Origin of the sequence: Methylobacterium sp. UNC300MFChir4.1, from assembly GCF_900110155.1 — a bacterium.
Classification (GTDB): Bacteria; Pseudomonadota; Alphaproteobacteria; order Rhizobiales; family Beijerinckiaceae; genus Methylobacterium.
Window position 1 is genome coordinate 78,548 of the sequence record NZ_FOCS01000014.1, and the last position, 14,520, is coordinate 93,067.

Below are 14,520 nucleotides of genomic sequence, written 5' to 3' on the forward strand. Positions count from 1 at the left end.
CGTCAGCCTCCGCAGGGCTTGCTGGTATTCCAGATCACGGGGATCCGCTGGACGCCGCCGGTCGTGTCGATCTTCAGGCCCGGCGTCAGCTCGACGAAGACGTCCTTGGCGGCGCCCTCGATGGTGATCTCGCCCTTGCCGGTCTCGTAGGGCGCCGGGAACGGGACCGCGATGTTGATCGGGCCGTCGGCGACGTTGAAGGCGGGGGACAGGTAGTTCCCGGCCCGGATGCGCACCACGCCGCCGGCATCGGCCGCCATCTTCGACAGGCGCATCTGGCCCAGCGGGGCTCGGCAGGCCTTGGCCTCCGCGACGATCTTGTCCTTCTCGTCGGAGGGCAGGGTCTCGGCGGCCTTGTCGATCTCGCCCGCCTTGACCAGCGTCAGGGCCGGGCGCGCGGCCGTCCCGGCGGTCTCGCCGCCGCCCGAGAGCAGCACGCCCGCGACGGCGCCCGCCGCCACCAGGCCGCCCACGATCGCGATGAGGCTCGGCGAGAGGCCCGGCTTGGCGGCGGGCGGGGCGCTCGGGGCCGCGCGGGGCTCGGAAAGCCTATCCTGAGCCTGCCGCTCAGCATTCTGGTGTTCGACTTCCGACATCCAGCGGGCCCCCGAACATGGAACGACGTAATTCGTGCGTCGCGTCGGCGCGCACGACATGACCTGCAGCCTCGCTCTTTTTGGAAAGATTCGAAGAAATTAGCGGGCCGATGCCTGTCACCATGACCGGCCGACTTCTAGGCAGGCGGAAAAAACCGGTCTACTAGTGTATATGACCTATCGTCGCAGCCTTGACACGCCGGGGATTTTCCTCGGCATGGCTCCGCGCCGCGACGTCATGGGGATAGATTCCGATGCTGCGACCGGGAGTGGCATGAACGGCTCCGCGCGAGAGACCCTGATCGTTGCCGACGACCACCCGCTGTTCCGCGAGGGCATGCGGCACATCGCGGAGCGGCTCTACCCGCAGGCCCTGGTCCGGGAGGCCGCCACCATGGAGCAGGTCCTGGCGATGGCCCGCGCCGGGGCGCCCCCGCGGGCGTTCCTCCTCGACCTCCTGTTCCCCGGCCTCGATCCCCGCCACTCCATCGGCGCGCTGCGCGTCGAGTTCGAGCGGGCCTCGATCATCGTCGTGTCGATGATCGAGGACGAGGGCCTGATCCGGACCGTCATGGCCGAGGGTGCCGACGGCTTCATCGGCAAGGCGCTGCCCGCCGCGGAGATCGCCCAGGCGATCGCGGCGATCCGCGACGGCGAGTTCGTGATCCGGCGCAGCCCGGTCTCGGGTCTCGCCGCGCCGCGCGGCCCGCTCCCGCCCCTGACGCAGCGCCAGCGCGACGTGCTGCGCCTCGTCGCCCTGGGACGCACCAACAAGGAGATCGCCCGGGAGCTCGAGATCTCCCCCTTCACCGTCCGCATCCACGTCTCGGCGCTGCTGCGCGCCCTCGACGTCACCTCCCGGTCCGCCGCGGCCGCGAAGGCCGCCACGGCCGGCGTCGGGGATTGACGGGGCGGGCCGTGCGGCGGGGCCGATCGTACACCTGTCCGAATGGCCCGGTGCCGGGCTCCGTGGCAGAGCCCGGCGCATGAGACGGGCGGGACGGGGAGACGGGCGCGCGGCCCGCGGGCGTTTTCTGACGGGCCCGGCCCTGGCGGTGCTGTCGGTGCTGGCGGCCGGACTGGCGGTCGGACTGGCTGCCGGACTGGCCGCCGCGCCCGCCGCGGCCGATCCCGACCTCGCCATGCTGCCGCGCGCCACGGTGCTGGCGGCGATCTGCGGGCGGCCGGCCGACAAGGAGGCCGAGACCTGCCGGATGAAGGACGGCCGCACGGCGGAATTCTGGACCGCCGCGATGTTCTCCACCGAGACCGGGAGCCGGTTCACCGGCTTCGTCACGATGCCGGCCCTGGGCGCGGACGCCGCGGCGCCCGACCGGCTGAGCGTCGCGGCTGCCACCTACGTCCTCAAGGATATGCGCTGGCGCCTCGAAGACGTGCAGGTCCTGTCCGGCCGGATCGGGACCGGGAACCGCAACGGCGGCGCCCCGGAGGTGGACGAGCGGCTCGGCGCCGTGTTCAGGCCGCTGAGCCGGGGCCGCCTCCTGATGGGCCTGCGCCTCACGGTCTACGGGACGGCCGGATCGCAGGGCTTCTCGTTCCTCCTCCTCCAGTTCCGCGACGCGCCGGCCCACTGGACGCTCGCGGGCGAGGTCGCGGCGGGCGCCGACGAGACGGCCGGCTGCGCGGAGGATCCCTGCCGGCTGGGATCGAGCGCGGGGCGGCTGGAGATCCTGCCGGAGGATCCGCGCGACCCCGCCGCGTGGCCCCCGGTCCGGGTCACGCTGAGCGGCACCGTGCTCGGCGCGGACGGGGCGCTGCGTCCGGCCACGGACCGGGATGCCCGGGTCTATCGATTCGATCCGGGCGCCGGCACCTACCGCTGACGGCGCCCGCGACCGTGCGTGCGGCCGGTCGACGAGATCAGACCTGCAGTGAAGTAAAAAATAATCTGCCGCATATTTTCCGCAGGAACGTCTCGATGCAGCACGGGGACCATTGTAGCGGAGACTGAATAAGCGGTTCTAGCACCGAAGACTCGTCCGCGCCGCCACATCGCGGGCTCCCGTCGCGTCTGGTGGCGTCGATCACCTTCAGGTAGACTTGTCAGATCTGTCCGCGATCGGCGACGGCGGCGCGCCGTTGCCCGGATCCCGGGCGGCGACGCGGCAGGGCGACTGCACGATGAAGCGACAGCGGGAGACCGGGGCCGGCACGGCGCGATTCAGGGCGGACGCCGCGGGGTCCGCTTCGGCGGAGCGGGTGCCCGGCCTCGGTCTCGGTCTCGGCGTCGCAGCCGGCCGGGCCTGAGCCGCCGATGTTCGGGTCGCGGCGCCGGCGGGACGAGGCGTACGACAACGAGAAGGCGCAGGCGCTGATCCGGGCCGTCGTCATCGGCCTCGCCTGCCTGTATCTCCTGCCCCAGATCTACGGCGGGATCGCCCCGCCGGAGGCCCGGTTCGTCGCCTATCTGGTGACGTGCCACTGGGTCTTCGCCGTGGCGCTGTACGGCTGGATCAGCCGCAACCCCGGCAGCAACACGCCGCGCCGCGTCGTCACCTTCCTCCTTGACCTCGGCGGGATGACCTACACGATGGCGGTGGGCGGCGCGCCGTTCCTGCCGCTCTACGCGATCGTCATCCGGCTGATCGTCGGCAACGGCCTGCGCTACGGCGTCACCGCCCTGAAGGCGTCCACGGCGGCGGCCCTGGTCTCGATCGCGGTGACCACGTACTTCAACGCGTACTGGCGCGCGAACCCGTTCCTCGTCCTGACGCTGACGGCCATCACCGTCCTCGTGCCGACCTACATCTACAGCCTGCTGGAGCGCCTGCGCGGCGCCTACGAGCGCGAGCAGGAGGCGAGCCTGTCCAAGTCGCGCTTCCTGGCGCAGGCGAGCCACGATCTGCGCCAGCCGATCCACGCCATCAGCCTGTTCACCGCCTGCCTGCGCGGCGCCCGGCTGGGGCCGGAGGAGCTGCAGATGGTCGAGAACATCGACCGGTCGCTGCAGAGCGTCTCGCGCCTGTTCAAGTCGCTCCTGGACATCTCGACCCTCGACAGCGGCCGGGTGGAGCCCCGGCCCGAGCCCGTCGCGATCAACGACATCCTCGAGGATGTCCGGCGCCAGAACTCCGAGGCCGCCCAGATCGCCGGGACGGCCCTGCGCAGCCGCGCCTGCGCGGTCGTGGTGCGCACCGACCGGGCCCTGCTCACGACCATGGTCCAGAACATCGTCAACAACGCGATCAAGTACGCGCCCGGCCGGCCGATCCTGATCGCCTGCCGCCGGCGGGGCGACCGGCTCGCCATCCAGGTCTACGATCGCGGCCCCGGGATCCCGGTCGCGCATCAGGAGCGGGTCTTCGACGAGTTCTACCAAGTCCGCCGCCGCGGCGACCGGGACGTCGAGGGGGTGGGCCTCGGCCTGCCGATCGTCCGGCGGCTCGGCGCGCTCCTGGACCTGACGGTGACGCTGCGCTCGGTGCCGGGGCGCGGGACCTGCGTGACGATCGGTGACCTGCCCCTCGCCCGGGCCCCGCAGCCCGCGGTTCTCCCCGCCCGGCTCGACCCGCCGGCGACGATCGGCGGCCTGCGCGTGCTGCTGGTGGAGGACGACGCTGCCGTGCTGCGGGCGACCGCCAGCCTGCTGGAGAAATGGGGCTGCCGCGTCCGGCCCGAGACCGGGATCCCCGACGCCGTGCCGGAGATCGACCTCCTCATCACCGATTTCGAGCTCGGGAACGGCGTCACGGGGACGGACTGCATCGCGGCGGTCCGGAGGCTCGCCGGCCGCCCGCTGCCGGCGGTGGTGATGAGCGGCCACGACGAGGCGCGCGTGCGCGAGGATCTGGGGGCGCCGGACATCCCGATCCTCTCGAAACCGGTCCGGCCGGCCGAGCTGCGCTCCGTGCTCACCGCCGCGAGCCTCCGGCTGCGCCCCCGGCCGGCGCCGGCCGCGTGAGGCGCGCGGTCGGCGCCCTACCGGGCCGGTTCGCCCGGGGCCCTGCCCGGCTCCCTGCCCGGCTCCTCGCCGGGACGCGCGGTCCCCGTCCGGCCGCCCTGCTGGTCGAGCATCGCCCGGAGCAGCGCGTCCCGCGCGAGGCCGTGCTCGGTCGCGATGCGGTCCACGATCCGGAGCGCCTGCGCGGCGGGAGAGCGGTCCGTCACCGGCAATTGCGCGAAGGCTTGGCTGAGTCGCGTTCCCGCGACGTACCCGATGACGATCCCGACGAGGACGCCGCAGGCGCCGGCCAGGATCAGGACGCCGAACTTCATGACTCACCCGCCGGCTGCCGCGAGACTGCCGGCCTTCTGACCATCCCGCGCGGGTGATCTCAAGAGGCGGGTGGCCGGCTCGGCGGTCCCGGTCGCCGCGTCAGCCCTGCTCCGCGCGGTCCGCGCCGTCGCGGGCCTCGGCCTCCCGCCGGGCCGCGCGGGCCTGGGCGATCAGGTCGACGGCCGTCAGCGGGGCATTCGCCCCCACGCCGCCGGCCAGCAGCAGGCCCGGCGGCACCGTCCGGACCTGGGCACGGCCGCCGCGGACGCCGCGGCGGCCGGCCCTTCGATCGGTCGCGTTCGTCATGACAGCGCGCCGCCCGTCAGCGCGGGCCGGCCTGCGGCCGCGGCCGCGGAACGGCGATGGTGACCAGCTCGCCGGTGATCGGATCCAGGATCGTCATGGGCCCCCCGTGGTTGTGCCCCATGGCGGACCTGAATTGTGTTTTAACATTGGCCAACCGGGGCCGTGTGCACAGATTTGGCGGTCGATGTCGGCCCCGGCCGCGCTCCGATTGTTGATTATCCGTCCCAATATCCGGATCGAAGTGCGGTATTCCCGGGCCCGGCGCCGGCAGGACGTGCGGCGGGACGTGCGGCGGGCGCGCTAGACGGACATCCAGCGGAGCACGTCGGCCTCGACCATCCCGGCCCGGGGGCCGGCCAGCACCACCTGCCCGCGATCCATCACGGCGTAGGAGTCGCAGAGGTCCCGGGCCCACTCGAAATACTGCTCGACCAGCACGATCCCCATCTCGCCCTTGCCGCGCAGGTAGGTGATCGCCCGGCCGATATCCTTGATGATCGAGGGCTGGATTCCCTCGGTGGGTTCGTCGAGCACGAGGAGCTTCGGCCGCGTCACCAGCGCCCGGCCGATGGCGAGCTGCTGCTGCTGGCCGCCCGAGAGGTCGCCGCCGCGCCGGTGCAGCATGTCCTTGAGCACCGGGAACAGGTCGTAGATCTCCCCCGGGATATGGCGGTCGCGGCGCCTGAGCGGCGCGAAGCCAGTCTCCAGGTTCTCCTTGACGGTGAGCAGCGGGAAGATCTCGCGGCCCTGGGGCACGAAGGCGATCCCGGCGCGCGCCCGGTCGTAGGGCGCGAGGCCCTGGATCGGGCGGCCGTCGAGACGGATCGCGCCGGAGCGCACCGGCTGCTGGCCGACGATCGCCCGCAGCAGCGAGGTCTTGCCGACGCCGTTGCGGCCCAGGACCGTGGTGACCCGCCCGGCCTCGGCCGTCAGCGAGACGCCGCGGAGCGCCTGCGCGGCGCCGTAATAGAGGTCGATGCCGTCGACGGAGAGCATGGTCATCGTCCCAGATACACCTCGACGACCCGCGGGTCGGCCGAGACGGCGTCGATCGAGCCCTCGGCCAGCACCGCGCCCTCGTGCAGGCAGGTGACCCGGCAGCCGAGGTCCCGGACGAAGTGCATGTCGTGCTCGACCACCAGCACGGCGTGCTCGCCGGCGATGCGGCGCAGCAGGCGGGCGGTCTCGGCGGTCTCGGCGTCGGTCATGCCGGCCACCGGCTCGTCGACCAGCAGGAGCTTGGGGTCCTGCGCGAGCAGCATGCCGATCTCCAGCCACTGCTTCTGGCCGTGGCTGAGATCGGCCGCCGGGCGGCCCCGGTGGGCCAGCAGGCCGACGGTCTCCAGCAGCGAATCGATCCGCGCGGCCTCCACCCGGTTGCGCCAGCCGAACAGGGACGCGAAGGCGGCGCGCGGACCTTTGAGGGCGAGCAGGATGTTGTCGGCGACCGTGTGGCTCTCGAACACGGTGGGCTTCTGGAACTTGCGGCCGATGCCGAGGTCGGCGATCGCCGGCTCGTCGCTCCTGAGCAGGTCGTGGGTGCCGTCGAACAGCGCGATGCCGCTGTCCGGCCGCGTCTTGCCGGTGATGCAGTCCATCATGGTGGTCTTGCCGGCGCCGTTCGGGCCGATGATCGCCCGCAACTCGCCGCGGGCCAGCGTCAGCGACAGGCCGCGCAGAGCCTTGTAGCCGTCGAAGGTCACCCGCAGGTCGTCGAGGTAGAGGAGCGCGTCCGTCTCGCGCTTCCGGTTGGCGGGGCCGCGGGCAGCGGTATCCGGCGGTTCGAGGAGGTCGGTGCTCACGAGCCCTGCCCTTCTTCGGCGAGTTTCGGGGCGATGGCGGGCTCCGGCGGCAGCCTGGCGGCGGCGCGCCGGGAGCCGAACCGCTCGATCGCGGTGCCGACGAGGCCGCGCGGCAGGAACAGCGTCACGAACACGAACAGGCCGCCGAGCGCGAACAGCCACGCGTCCGGCATCGCGCCGGTGAGCACGGTCTTAGCGTAGTTGACCAGCACGGCGCCGAGCGCCGCGCCGACCAGCGTGCCGCGACCGCCCACCGCCACCCAGATGACCGTCTCGATGGAGTTGGTGGGCGCGAACTCCCCCGGGTTGATGATGCCGACCTGCGGCACGTAGAGGGCGCCGGCGACGCCCGCCATCATGGCCGAGACCGTGAAGGCCAGCGTCTTGAAGTGCTCCGGCCGGTAGCCGAGGAAGCGCGTGCGGCTCTCGGCGTCGCGCACGGCGATCAGGATCTTGCCGTAGGCCGAGACCGTCATGACCCGGGCGATCAGGTAGCCCAAAGCCAGCGCGATTCCGGTGGCCACGAAGATGCCGACGCGGAAATTCTGTGCCTGAACCGAGAGTCCCAGGAGATCCTTGAAGTCGGTCAGCCCGTTGTTGCCGCCGAGCCCCATGTCGTTGCGGAAGAAGGCGAGCATCAGCGCGTAGGTCAGCGCCTGGGTGATGATCGACAGGTAGACGCCGGTCACCCGCGACCGGAAGGCGAGCCAGCCGAACACGAAGGCCAGCAGGCCCGGCACCAGCAGCACCATCAGGGCCGCGAAGGCGAAATGGTCGAAGCCGTACCAGTACCAGGGCAGCGCCTTGTAGTTCAGGAACACCATGAAGTCGGGCAGGACCGGGTTGCCGTAGACGCCCCGGGCGCCGATCTGGCGCATCAGGTACATGCCCATCGCGTAGCCGCCGAGGGCGAAGAACGCCCCGTGGCCGAGCGAGAGGATGCCGCAATAGCCCCAGACGAGGTCGAGGCTGACCGCGAGCAGCGCGTAGGCGAGGTATTTTCCGAAGAGCGAGACGAGGTAGGTCGGCAGGTGCAGGCCGGAGCCCTCCGGCACCGCGAGATTCAGCGCCGGCACGGCGAGGCAGAAGGCGGCCAGGACGGCGAGGAAGATCCAGCCCTTCAGGTCGATGAGGGGGGTGCGAGGCGGCATGGGGCTCACGATTCCACCGCCCGGCCCTTGAGCGCGAACAGGCCGCGCGGGCGCTTCTGGATGAACAGGATGATGAAGATCAGGAGGCCGATCTTGGCGAGCACCGCGCCGATATACGGCTCGGCGAGCTTGTTCACGACGCCGAGCGTCAGCGCCGCCACCAGCGTCCCCCAGAGGTTGCCGACGCCGCCGAACACCACCACGAGGAACGAGTCGATGATGTAGCCCTGGCCGAGATTGGGCGACACGTTGTCGATCTGCGAGAGGGCGACGCCCGCGATCCCCGCGATGCCGGAGCCGAGCCCGAAGGTCAGGGCGTCGACGTAGGGGGTGCGGATGCCCATCGCGGCGGCCATGCGGCGGTTCTGGGTGACCGCCCGGGTCTTCAGGCCGAAGGACGTCTTCCGCAGCACGAACAGGAGGCCCAGGAACACGGCGAACGCGAACACGATGATCCACATCCGGCCCCAGGTGATCGACAGGCCGTAGAAGTCGAAGGCGCCGCTCATGAAGGCGGGGGCGCCGACCTCGCGGTTGGTCGGGCCGAAGATCGAGCGCACGCCCTGCTGCAGCGCGAGGCTGACCCCGAAGGTGGCGAGCAGCGTCTCCAGCGGGCGCCCGTACAGGAAGCGGATGATGAACCGCTCGATCAGCACCCCGACGAGGCCGGCGACCAGGAACGCGCAGGGGATGCTGATCGCCAGCGACCAGCCGAACAGGACGGGCGCCTTGGTGCGGATCAGCTCCTGCACGAGGTAGGTCGTGTAGGCGCCGAGCATCACCATCTCGCCGTGGGCCATGTTGATCACGCCCATCACCCCGAAGGTGATGGCGAGCCCGATGGCGGCGAGCAGCAGGACCGAGCCGAGCGAGATGCCGTACCAGACGTTCTGGAGGGCGCCGATTATCGCGAGCCGCGTCTCGATCGCCGCGATGCCGCGGGCGGCGGCGGCGCGCACGGCCTCGCTCGGATCCGCCGCGAGACCGCGCAGGATGCCCATCGCGTCGCCATCGCCCCGGGCCTGGATGGCTGGAATCGCGGCAATCCGGTCGGGTTCCGCGGTGCCCGGCCTCGCGAGCAGCACGGCGGCGCGGGCCTCGGTGAGCGCCTGCCGGACGCCCGGACTGGTCTCGCGGGCGAGCGCCGCGTCGAGGGCCGGCAGCGCGGCCGCGTCCCGCGCCTTGAACACCGCGTCGGCGGCGGCCCGGCGCCGGGCCGGGTCGGGGCTCGCGAGGTCGAGCTGCCCGCGGGCGGCCTCGATCGCCCGGCGGACGCGGTTGTTGGCCCGCACCGGCTTGAGGTCGGGGCTGTCGGCGGCCGGGGCGCCGGTCCTCGCGTCCACGACGGCGCCGCCCTGCCGGATGAGCAGGGTCTTGTCCGGGCCCACCAGCAGGCGGCCGTCCGACAGGGCCGAGAGGATCGCGTCGGCGCGCGGGTCGCCAGAGGCGGCGAGGCCGGAGACGCCGGCCTCGATCTCGGCGTAGCCGTCGCCGGCGAGCTGCGCGTAGGGATCGGGCGCCTGGGCGAGCGCCGGGGCGCAGAGCAGCAGGACGAGGAGGGTCAGGAGACGGAGCATGGCACTTCTGGCGCAGCGGAACTCTCCTCCCCCTTGCGGGGAGGAGCCGGAGGTGGGGGTGGTTCAGGATCGAGCGTGGCGGTGCCTCCTGCACCACCCCCACCCCCACCCCTACCCCTACCCCTCCCCGCAAGCTTGAGCGCATCCCGGGCAGGCCCGGGATCGCCTGGGGAGGGGATAAGGCGGCTTACGCGCCGCCGCAGGACTTGGTCTTGGTGTTGTAGTTGCCGCACTTGAGCTTGACCCAGTCGGCCTCGAGGTCCTTCGAGCCCTCGAGCTGCTTCGACCACGCCTCGCCGGGGATCAGGCCCTCGGTCTTCCAGACCACGTCGAACTGGCCGTTCGCCTCGATCTCGCCGATGAAGACCGGCTTGGTGATGTGGTGGTTCGGCAGCATCTTCGCGGTGCCGCCGGTGAGGTTCTTCTGCTCGATGCCCGGCAGCGCGTCGATCACCTTGTCGGGGTCCGTGGTGCCGGCCTTCTCGACCGCCTTCACCCACATGTTGAAGCCGATGTAGTGGGCCTCCATCGGGTCGTTGGTGACGGCCTTGGGGTTCTTCTTGAACGCCTGCCACTTCTTGATGAAGGCCTCGTTCTCCGGCGTCTTGATCGACTCGAAGTAGTTCCAGGCGGCGAGGTGGCCGACCAGCGGCTTGGCGTCGATGCCGGCGAGCTCCTCCTCGCCCACCGAGAAGGCGACGACCGGGATGTCGGTGGCCTTGATACCCTGGTTGCCGAGCTCCTTGTAGAACGGCACGTTGGCGTCGCCGTTGATGGTCGAGACCACGGCGGTCTTCTTGCCGGCCGAGCCGAACGCCTTGATCTTCGACACCTCCGTCTGCCAGTCCGAGAAGCCGAACGGCGTGTAGTTGATCATGATGTCCTCGTCCTTGACCCCCTTGGACTTGAGGTAGGCTTCGAGGATCTTGTTGGTGGTGCGCGGGTAGACGTAGTCGGTCCCCTCCAGCACCCAGCGCTTGGCGCCGCCGCCATCCTCCGACATCAGGTAGTCGACCGCCGGGATCGCCTGCTGGTTCGGGGCGGCGCCGGTGTAGAACACGTTCCGCTCGCTCTCCTCGCCCTCGTACTGGACGGGGTAGAACAGGATGTTGTCGAGCTCCTTGAAGACCGGCAGCACGGACTTGCGCGACACGCTGGTCCAGCAGCCGAACACGGCCGCGACCTTGTCCTTGCTGATCAGCTCGCGGGCCTTCTCGGCGAAGAGCGGCCAGTTCGAGGCCGGATCGACCACCACCGGCTCCAGCTTCTTGCCCAGCACGCCGCCCTTGGCGTTCTGCTCGGCGATGAGCATCAGCATCGCGTCCTTGAGGGTGGTCTCCGAGATCGCCATCGTGCCCGACAGCGAGTGCAGGATCCCGACCTTGATGGTCTCCTGCGCCCGGGCGGCGCCCGCCCCCAGCGTGCCCATCGCCAGCCCGGCGGCCAGCGCGGCGGCCGAGGCCCAAGTTCCAAATGCCTTCATGGCGGTCCCCTGCGTCGTCTTCCTCGCGACGGGCCGGGCTTCGCAAATCGTGTGCCAATTATTTAGGCATGGCGCGCCGGGAGGCTGCTCGGGGCGCGCCGGCGCCCAGAAGGACGGCGTTTCGCCCGCCGGAGCGGCAGCGCCGTGCCGCGTCCTGCGGCGTCGGGGGGCACGTCGGGGGGCGGGCGGACCAAGCGGTGGGCACCGGCGACCGCAATCTCGCCAGCACGTTGAACGGATGCGGATCGATGCCACTTACCTCAGCCCGCGGGGCGGGCGGCGCGCGTCCGCCGGGGCGGGAGGGGGTCCTGGGCTGAAGGCTGTCATGGCAGAGCGCTACTATTTCCGCCTGAGGAGCGACGGCGAGACGATCGAGGACGAGACCGGCGTCCTCGCCGCGTCGGTCGCGCACGCCGAGGCGGAGGCGCTGGTGCTGATCGAGGAGTTCCGGAAGGCCGGCGAGCTGCCGGACGCCGCGGCGGGCTGGCGGATGGAGATCCACGACGCGAACGGCACCGTCCTGCGCACGCTGCCGCTCTCCTGATACGCCGACCCGGCCCCATGCCCCGACGGGCACGACGCGGCGCGACCCCAGCGCGACCCCAGCGCGACTTGTCGCGACCTTCGCGGCCGATGCCGGGAGGCGGCCCCGGTCCGATCGCGCCGAGAGCCGCATCCGGGCGTGGCGATCATTTGATGCGTTCGCGGAGTAAGGATAAGCCGTCGCGCGTTTACGCAGAGGCGGCCCCGCGCGCGGGGCAGGATGTCCGGGAGATCCCTTGAACCCCTTCCTTCGGAAGCTGGCCCTGCGCGCGAACCTGGACGAGGGCGACGTGGCCGCCCTGGCAGCGGCCACCAGCGATGTCGCGCAGGTCGAGGCGGGCCGCGACCTGGTCTCGGAAGGCGTGCGGCCCGACGCCGCCTACGTGATCCTCGACGGGTTCGCCTGCCGCTACAAGCTGGTGCCCGACGGGGGGCGCTCGATCCTCGCCTACCTCGTGCCCGGCGACGGCTGCGACCTGCACGCGTCCCTGCTCAACCGGGCGATCCACTCCGTGGCGACGCTGACGCCCTGCACCGTCGCCTCGGTCCCCTACCGGACGATCAAGGAACTCGCCGCCCTCCGGCCCAACATCTACCGCGCCCTCTGGTGGTCGATCCTGGTCGACGAGGCCGTCCTGCAGGAATGGCTCGTCGGGGTGGGGCGCCGGTCCGCCGACAGGCAGGTCGCCCACATCATCTGCGAGCTCTTCGCGCGCCTGAACGCCGTCGGCCTCGGCCTGGAGCCCGATTACCGCCTGCCGCTGGCGCAGTCCGAACTGGCCGACACGGCGGGGCTCTCGAACGTCCACCTCTCGCGCGTCCTCTCCGATCTGCGCAGGGCCGGCCTGATCGAGAGCGGGCGCAAGAGCGTGCGCGTGCCGAATCTCGAGCGTCTGCGGGAGTTTTCCGGGTTCACGCCCGACTACCTGCTCCTGCCCGGCCCGAACCCGCCCGTGGAGGCGCTCGGCGCGCTGCCGCAGATGACCGGGCAGGTGCGGGCGGCGTCCGGCTCGTGAGGCTCACCGGCCGTCGCCGTCCCAGTCCGTCTCGGGATCCTCGGCCACGCGGCGCCCGATCTGGGCCGTGAGCGGCACGCGGATCGCGCAGCGCAGCCCGTCCGGCTCGTAGCGCAGGTCGACCGCCGCGCCGAGATCGTAGGCCAGCATCTCCGTCAGCACGTCCGTGCCGAAGCCGCGCCGTCCGGAGGCCTGGACACCGCTGCCGCCGGTCTCGGCCCAGTCGAGGCTGAGGACGGGCGGTCCGGCCTCCGCGTCCGTCACCCGCCACGCGGCGCGGATCCGGCCCTGGGGGAGCGCCAGGGATCCGTGCTCCACCGCGTTGCTCGCCAGTTCGTGCAGGGCCAGCGCGACGACCTGGGCGGCCTTGGGGCGGAGGCGCACCCGCGGGCCCGCGAGGCTGGCCTGCTCGCCCTCGCGGGCGAGGTGGAACATCAGTTCGTCCGAGATCAGCGTGTGCAGGTCCGCATCGCCGAACGCGTCCGTGGCGGCCTGCACGCGCATGATCGCCCCGAACCGGCCGTCGAGATGCGCCACGTAGCTCTCGACATCCGCGGCGCTCTCGGCGGAGCGGTGCATGACGGTGCGCATCATCGCCATCGTGTTGCGCATGCCGTGGCGCAGGCCGTCCGGGAGCCCCGCCGCGTCGAGCAGCCGGCGCAGGCGCGCGTTGTCGGCCTCGAGGGCCGCGAGTCGCTCCGCCGGATCGCGAGGGTCTGTCATGCCGGGCCACTCCGGATGTGTTCAACCTGGCTCAATCACCGCGGGGCGGGCAGGGTTCAGCGCGCGGCGGCGTGGCCGGCCTCGGTGAGATGGAGGTACGCGGTGTCGAAATGCGCGAGCCGGGCGAGCGCGGTCGGATCGTGGATCGTCAGGCGCCGGCTGCGCAGGGTAATCAGCCCCATGCCGCGCAGTTCCTGGAGCGTGCGGTTGATGTGCACGCTGGTCTGCCCCATCGCGTCGCCGAGATCGTTCTGCGTCATCGGCATCGCGCAGGTATTCCCGTCGCTCAGGCCGATGGCCGCCAGGCGCGCGTGCACCTCGCAGAACAGGTGGGCGAGGCGCTCGATCCCGGTGCGGCTGCCGAGGCTGACCGTCCACTCGCGCTGGATCGCCGCGGTGGCCAGGGCCTCGCGATGGAAGGCCATGTCGAGCCGCGGGCTGCGGGCGGTCACGTCCCGCATCGCGGGGCCGGAGATCTGGCCGAGGAGCACGGGCGTGATCGCGCCGATCGCGTGATCCATCTCGTCGAGGAGGAAGATGTGCGGGTCGCACGGGTCGCCCGGGAGCAGGAGCGAGACGATCTGGCGGCGCCCGTTGGCGAACTGCCGGTACCGGCAGGCCCAGCCCTCGAGGATCACGTTGATCGCGCGCGGATCGTCGCCCTCGTGGATGATGTCGGTGCGCGCGGCGACCATGCGGCTCGGGCTCATGGCGTCGGCCAAGCACATCCGGTCGTCTTCGGAGAGCCCGACATAGCAATTTAGCTTGTGCACGAGCGGGTTTGGCATGGCGGCGTCTCCACGACGGCGTGGGGGCGCGAACCTACATTTTGTTTCAAGCCATGAATACTTACGCAGATTAGTTTGTGCTACCGTAAGGTGTCTTTCCGCCCACCGCACCCGGCCGAATCGCCCGGATCCGGGCCCGTCACCGTCGCGAGGCGGCAAGATCTCGGCGGTTCGGGCGGCCCGTCGTCAGTACTAGAGCAGTGATCTCGCGCCGGCCTCTCCCTGAGGGAGAATGTTCGCGCGTCGTGTCGAAATTGAAAAGACTGTGCTTTTGACTTCGTGGACCCGGCGGAGCACG

Annotated in this window: 15 protein-coding genes; 5 read left to right on the top strand and 10 right to left on the bottom strand. The window is 71.3% G+C overall.

Features of this window, described 5'->3' with window-relative positions; translation table 11 throughout:
* Nucleotides 1–2: 2 nt before the first annotated feature.
* Nucleotides 3–596 carry a hypothetical protein gene (locus tag BMY19_RS18990; protein ID WP_042671987.1) on the bottom strand — a complete coding sequence of 198 codons (594 nt, stop codon included), beginning with the start codon at nt 594–596 and terminating at the stop codon, nt 3–5.
* Between the two features lie 274 nt (nt 597–870).
* On the opposite strand from BMY19_RS18990, the gene BMY19_RS18995 reads away from it, so the two are divergent.
* From BMY19_RS18995 to BMY19_RS19010, 3 genes are all read left to right on the top strand, one after another.
* Nucleotides 871–1,503, top strand: a complete 633-nt coding sequence (locus BMY19_RS18995) for a LuxR C-terminal-related transcriptional regulator (RefSeq protein ID WP_100252603.1) — start codon at nt 871–873, stop codon at nt 1,501–1,503.
* 79 nt (nt 1,504–1,582) lie between these two features.
* Entirely contained in the window at nt 1,583–2,440 is an 858-nt protein-coding gene (locus BMY19_RS19000; RefSeq protein WP_244534958.1) for a hypothetical protein, read from the top strand.
* A 431-nt stretch (nt 2,441–2,871) separates the two neighbouring features.
* Complete coding sequence (locus BMY19_RS19010) at nt 2,872–4,518, top strand: hybrid sensor histidine kinase/response regulator (protein WP_100252606.1); 1,647 nt, start codon at nt 2,872–2,874, stop codon at nt 4,516–4,518.
* A 17-nt stretch (nt 4,519–4,535) separates the two neighbouring features.
* Here BMY19_RS19010 and BMY19_RS19015 read toward each other — a convergent pair whose 3' ends face one another.
* The 7 genes from BMY19_RS19015 to urtA form a co-directional block, all read right to left on the bottom strand.
* Nucleotides 4,536–4,832, bottom strand: coding sequence for a hypothetical protein (locus BMY19_RS19015; RefSeq protein ID WP_042675131.1), 297 nt, complete (start codon nt 4,830–4,832; stop codon nt 4,536–4,538).
* Between the two features lie 100 nt (nt 4,833–4,932).
* Nucleotides 4,933–5,139, bottom strand: a complete 207-nt coding sequence (locus BMY19_RS19020) for a hypothetical protein (protein WP_020095148.1) — start codon at nt 5,137–5,139, stop codon at nt 4,933–4,935.
* Nucleotides 5,140–5,439: 300 nt separating this feature from the next.
* Complete coding sequence (gene urtE / locus BMY19_RS19025) at nt 5,440–6,135, bottom strand: urea ABC transporter ATP-binding subunit UrtE (protein WP_020095147.1); 696 nt, start codon at nt 6,133–6,135, stop codon at nt 5,440–5,442.
* A 2-nt stretch (nt 6,136–6,137) separates the two neighbouring features.
* Nucleotides 6,138–6,941, bottom strand: a complete 804-nt coding sequence (gene urtD, locus BMY19_RS19030; protein WP_100252607.1) for an urea ABC transporter ATP-binding protein UrtD — start codon at nt 6,939–6,941, stop codon at nt 6,138–6,140.
* Nucleotides 6,938–8,092 (bottom strand): urea ABC transporter permease subunit UrtC, encoded by a 1,155-nt coding sequence (gene urtC, locus BMY19_RS19035; RefSeq protein ID WP_100252608.1) that lies wholly within the window; start codon nt 8,090–8,092, stop codon nt 6,938–6,940. Before urtC ends, urtD begins: the two co-directional genes overlap by 4 nt.
* A gap of 5 nt (nt 8,093–8,097) precedes the next feature.
* Nucleotides 8,098–9,669 (bottom strand): urea ABC transporter permease subunit UrtB, encoded by a 1,572-nt coding sequence (gene urtB, locus BMY19_RS19040; protein WP_091926791.1) that lies wholly within the window; start codon nt 9,667–9,669, stop codon nt 8,098–8,100.
* Between the two features lie 187 nt (nt 9,670–9,856).
* A complete protein-coding gene (gene urtA, locus BMY19_RS19045) occupies nt 9,857–11,152 on the bottom strand; it encodes an urea ABC transporter substrate-binding protein (RefSeq protein WP_056530753.1) in 1,296 nt (431 codons plus the stop codon).
* 325 nt (nt 11,153–11,477) lie between these two features.
* Between urtA and BMY19_RS19050 the strand changes: the two genes are divergently transcribed.
* Nucleotides 11,478–11,696 carry a DUF6894 family protein gene (locus tag BMY19_RS19050; protein WP_020095142.1) on the top strand — a complete coding sequence of 73 codons (219 nt, stop codon included), beginning with the start codon at nt 11,478–11,480 and terminating at the stop codon, nt 11,694–11,696.
* 235 nt (nt 11,697–11,931) lie between these two features.
* Entirely contained in the window at nt 11,932–12,711 is a 780-nt protein-coding gene (locus BMY19_RS19055) for a Crp/Fnr family transcriptional regulator (protein WP_020095141.1), read from the top strand.
* Between the two features lie 3 nt (nt 12,712–12,714).
* Here BMY19_RS19055 and BMY19_RS19060 read toward each other — a convergent pair whose 3' ends face one another.
* Nucleotides 12,715–13,434: an HWE histidine kinase domain-containing protein gene (locus BMY19_RS19060; protein ID WP_042675139.1), complete on the bottom strand. Its 720-nt coding sequence runs from the start codon at nt 13,432–13,434 to the stop codon at nt 12,715–12,717.
* A 56-nt stretch (nt 13,435–13,490) separates the two neighbouring features.
* Nucleotides 13,491–14,222, bottom strand: coding sequence for a Crp/Fnr family transcriptional regulator (locus BMY19_RS19065; RefSeq protein WP_100252609.1), 732 nt, complete (start codon nt 14,220–14,222; stop codon nt 13,491–13,493).
* Nucleotides 14,223–14,520 lie beyond the last annotated feature (298 nt).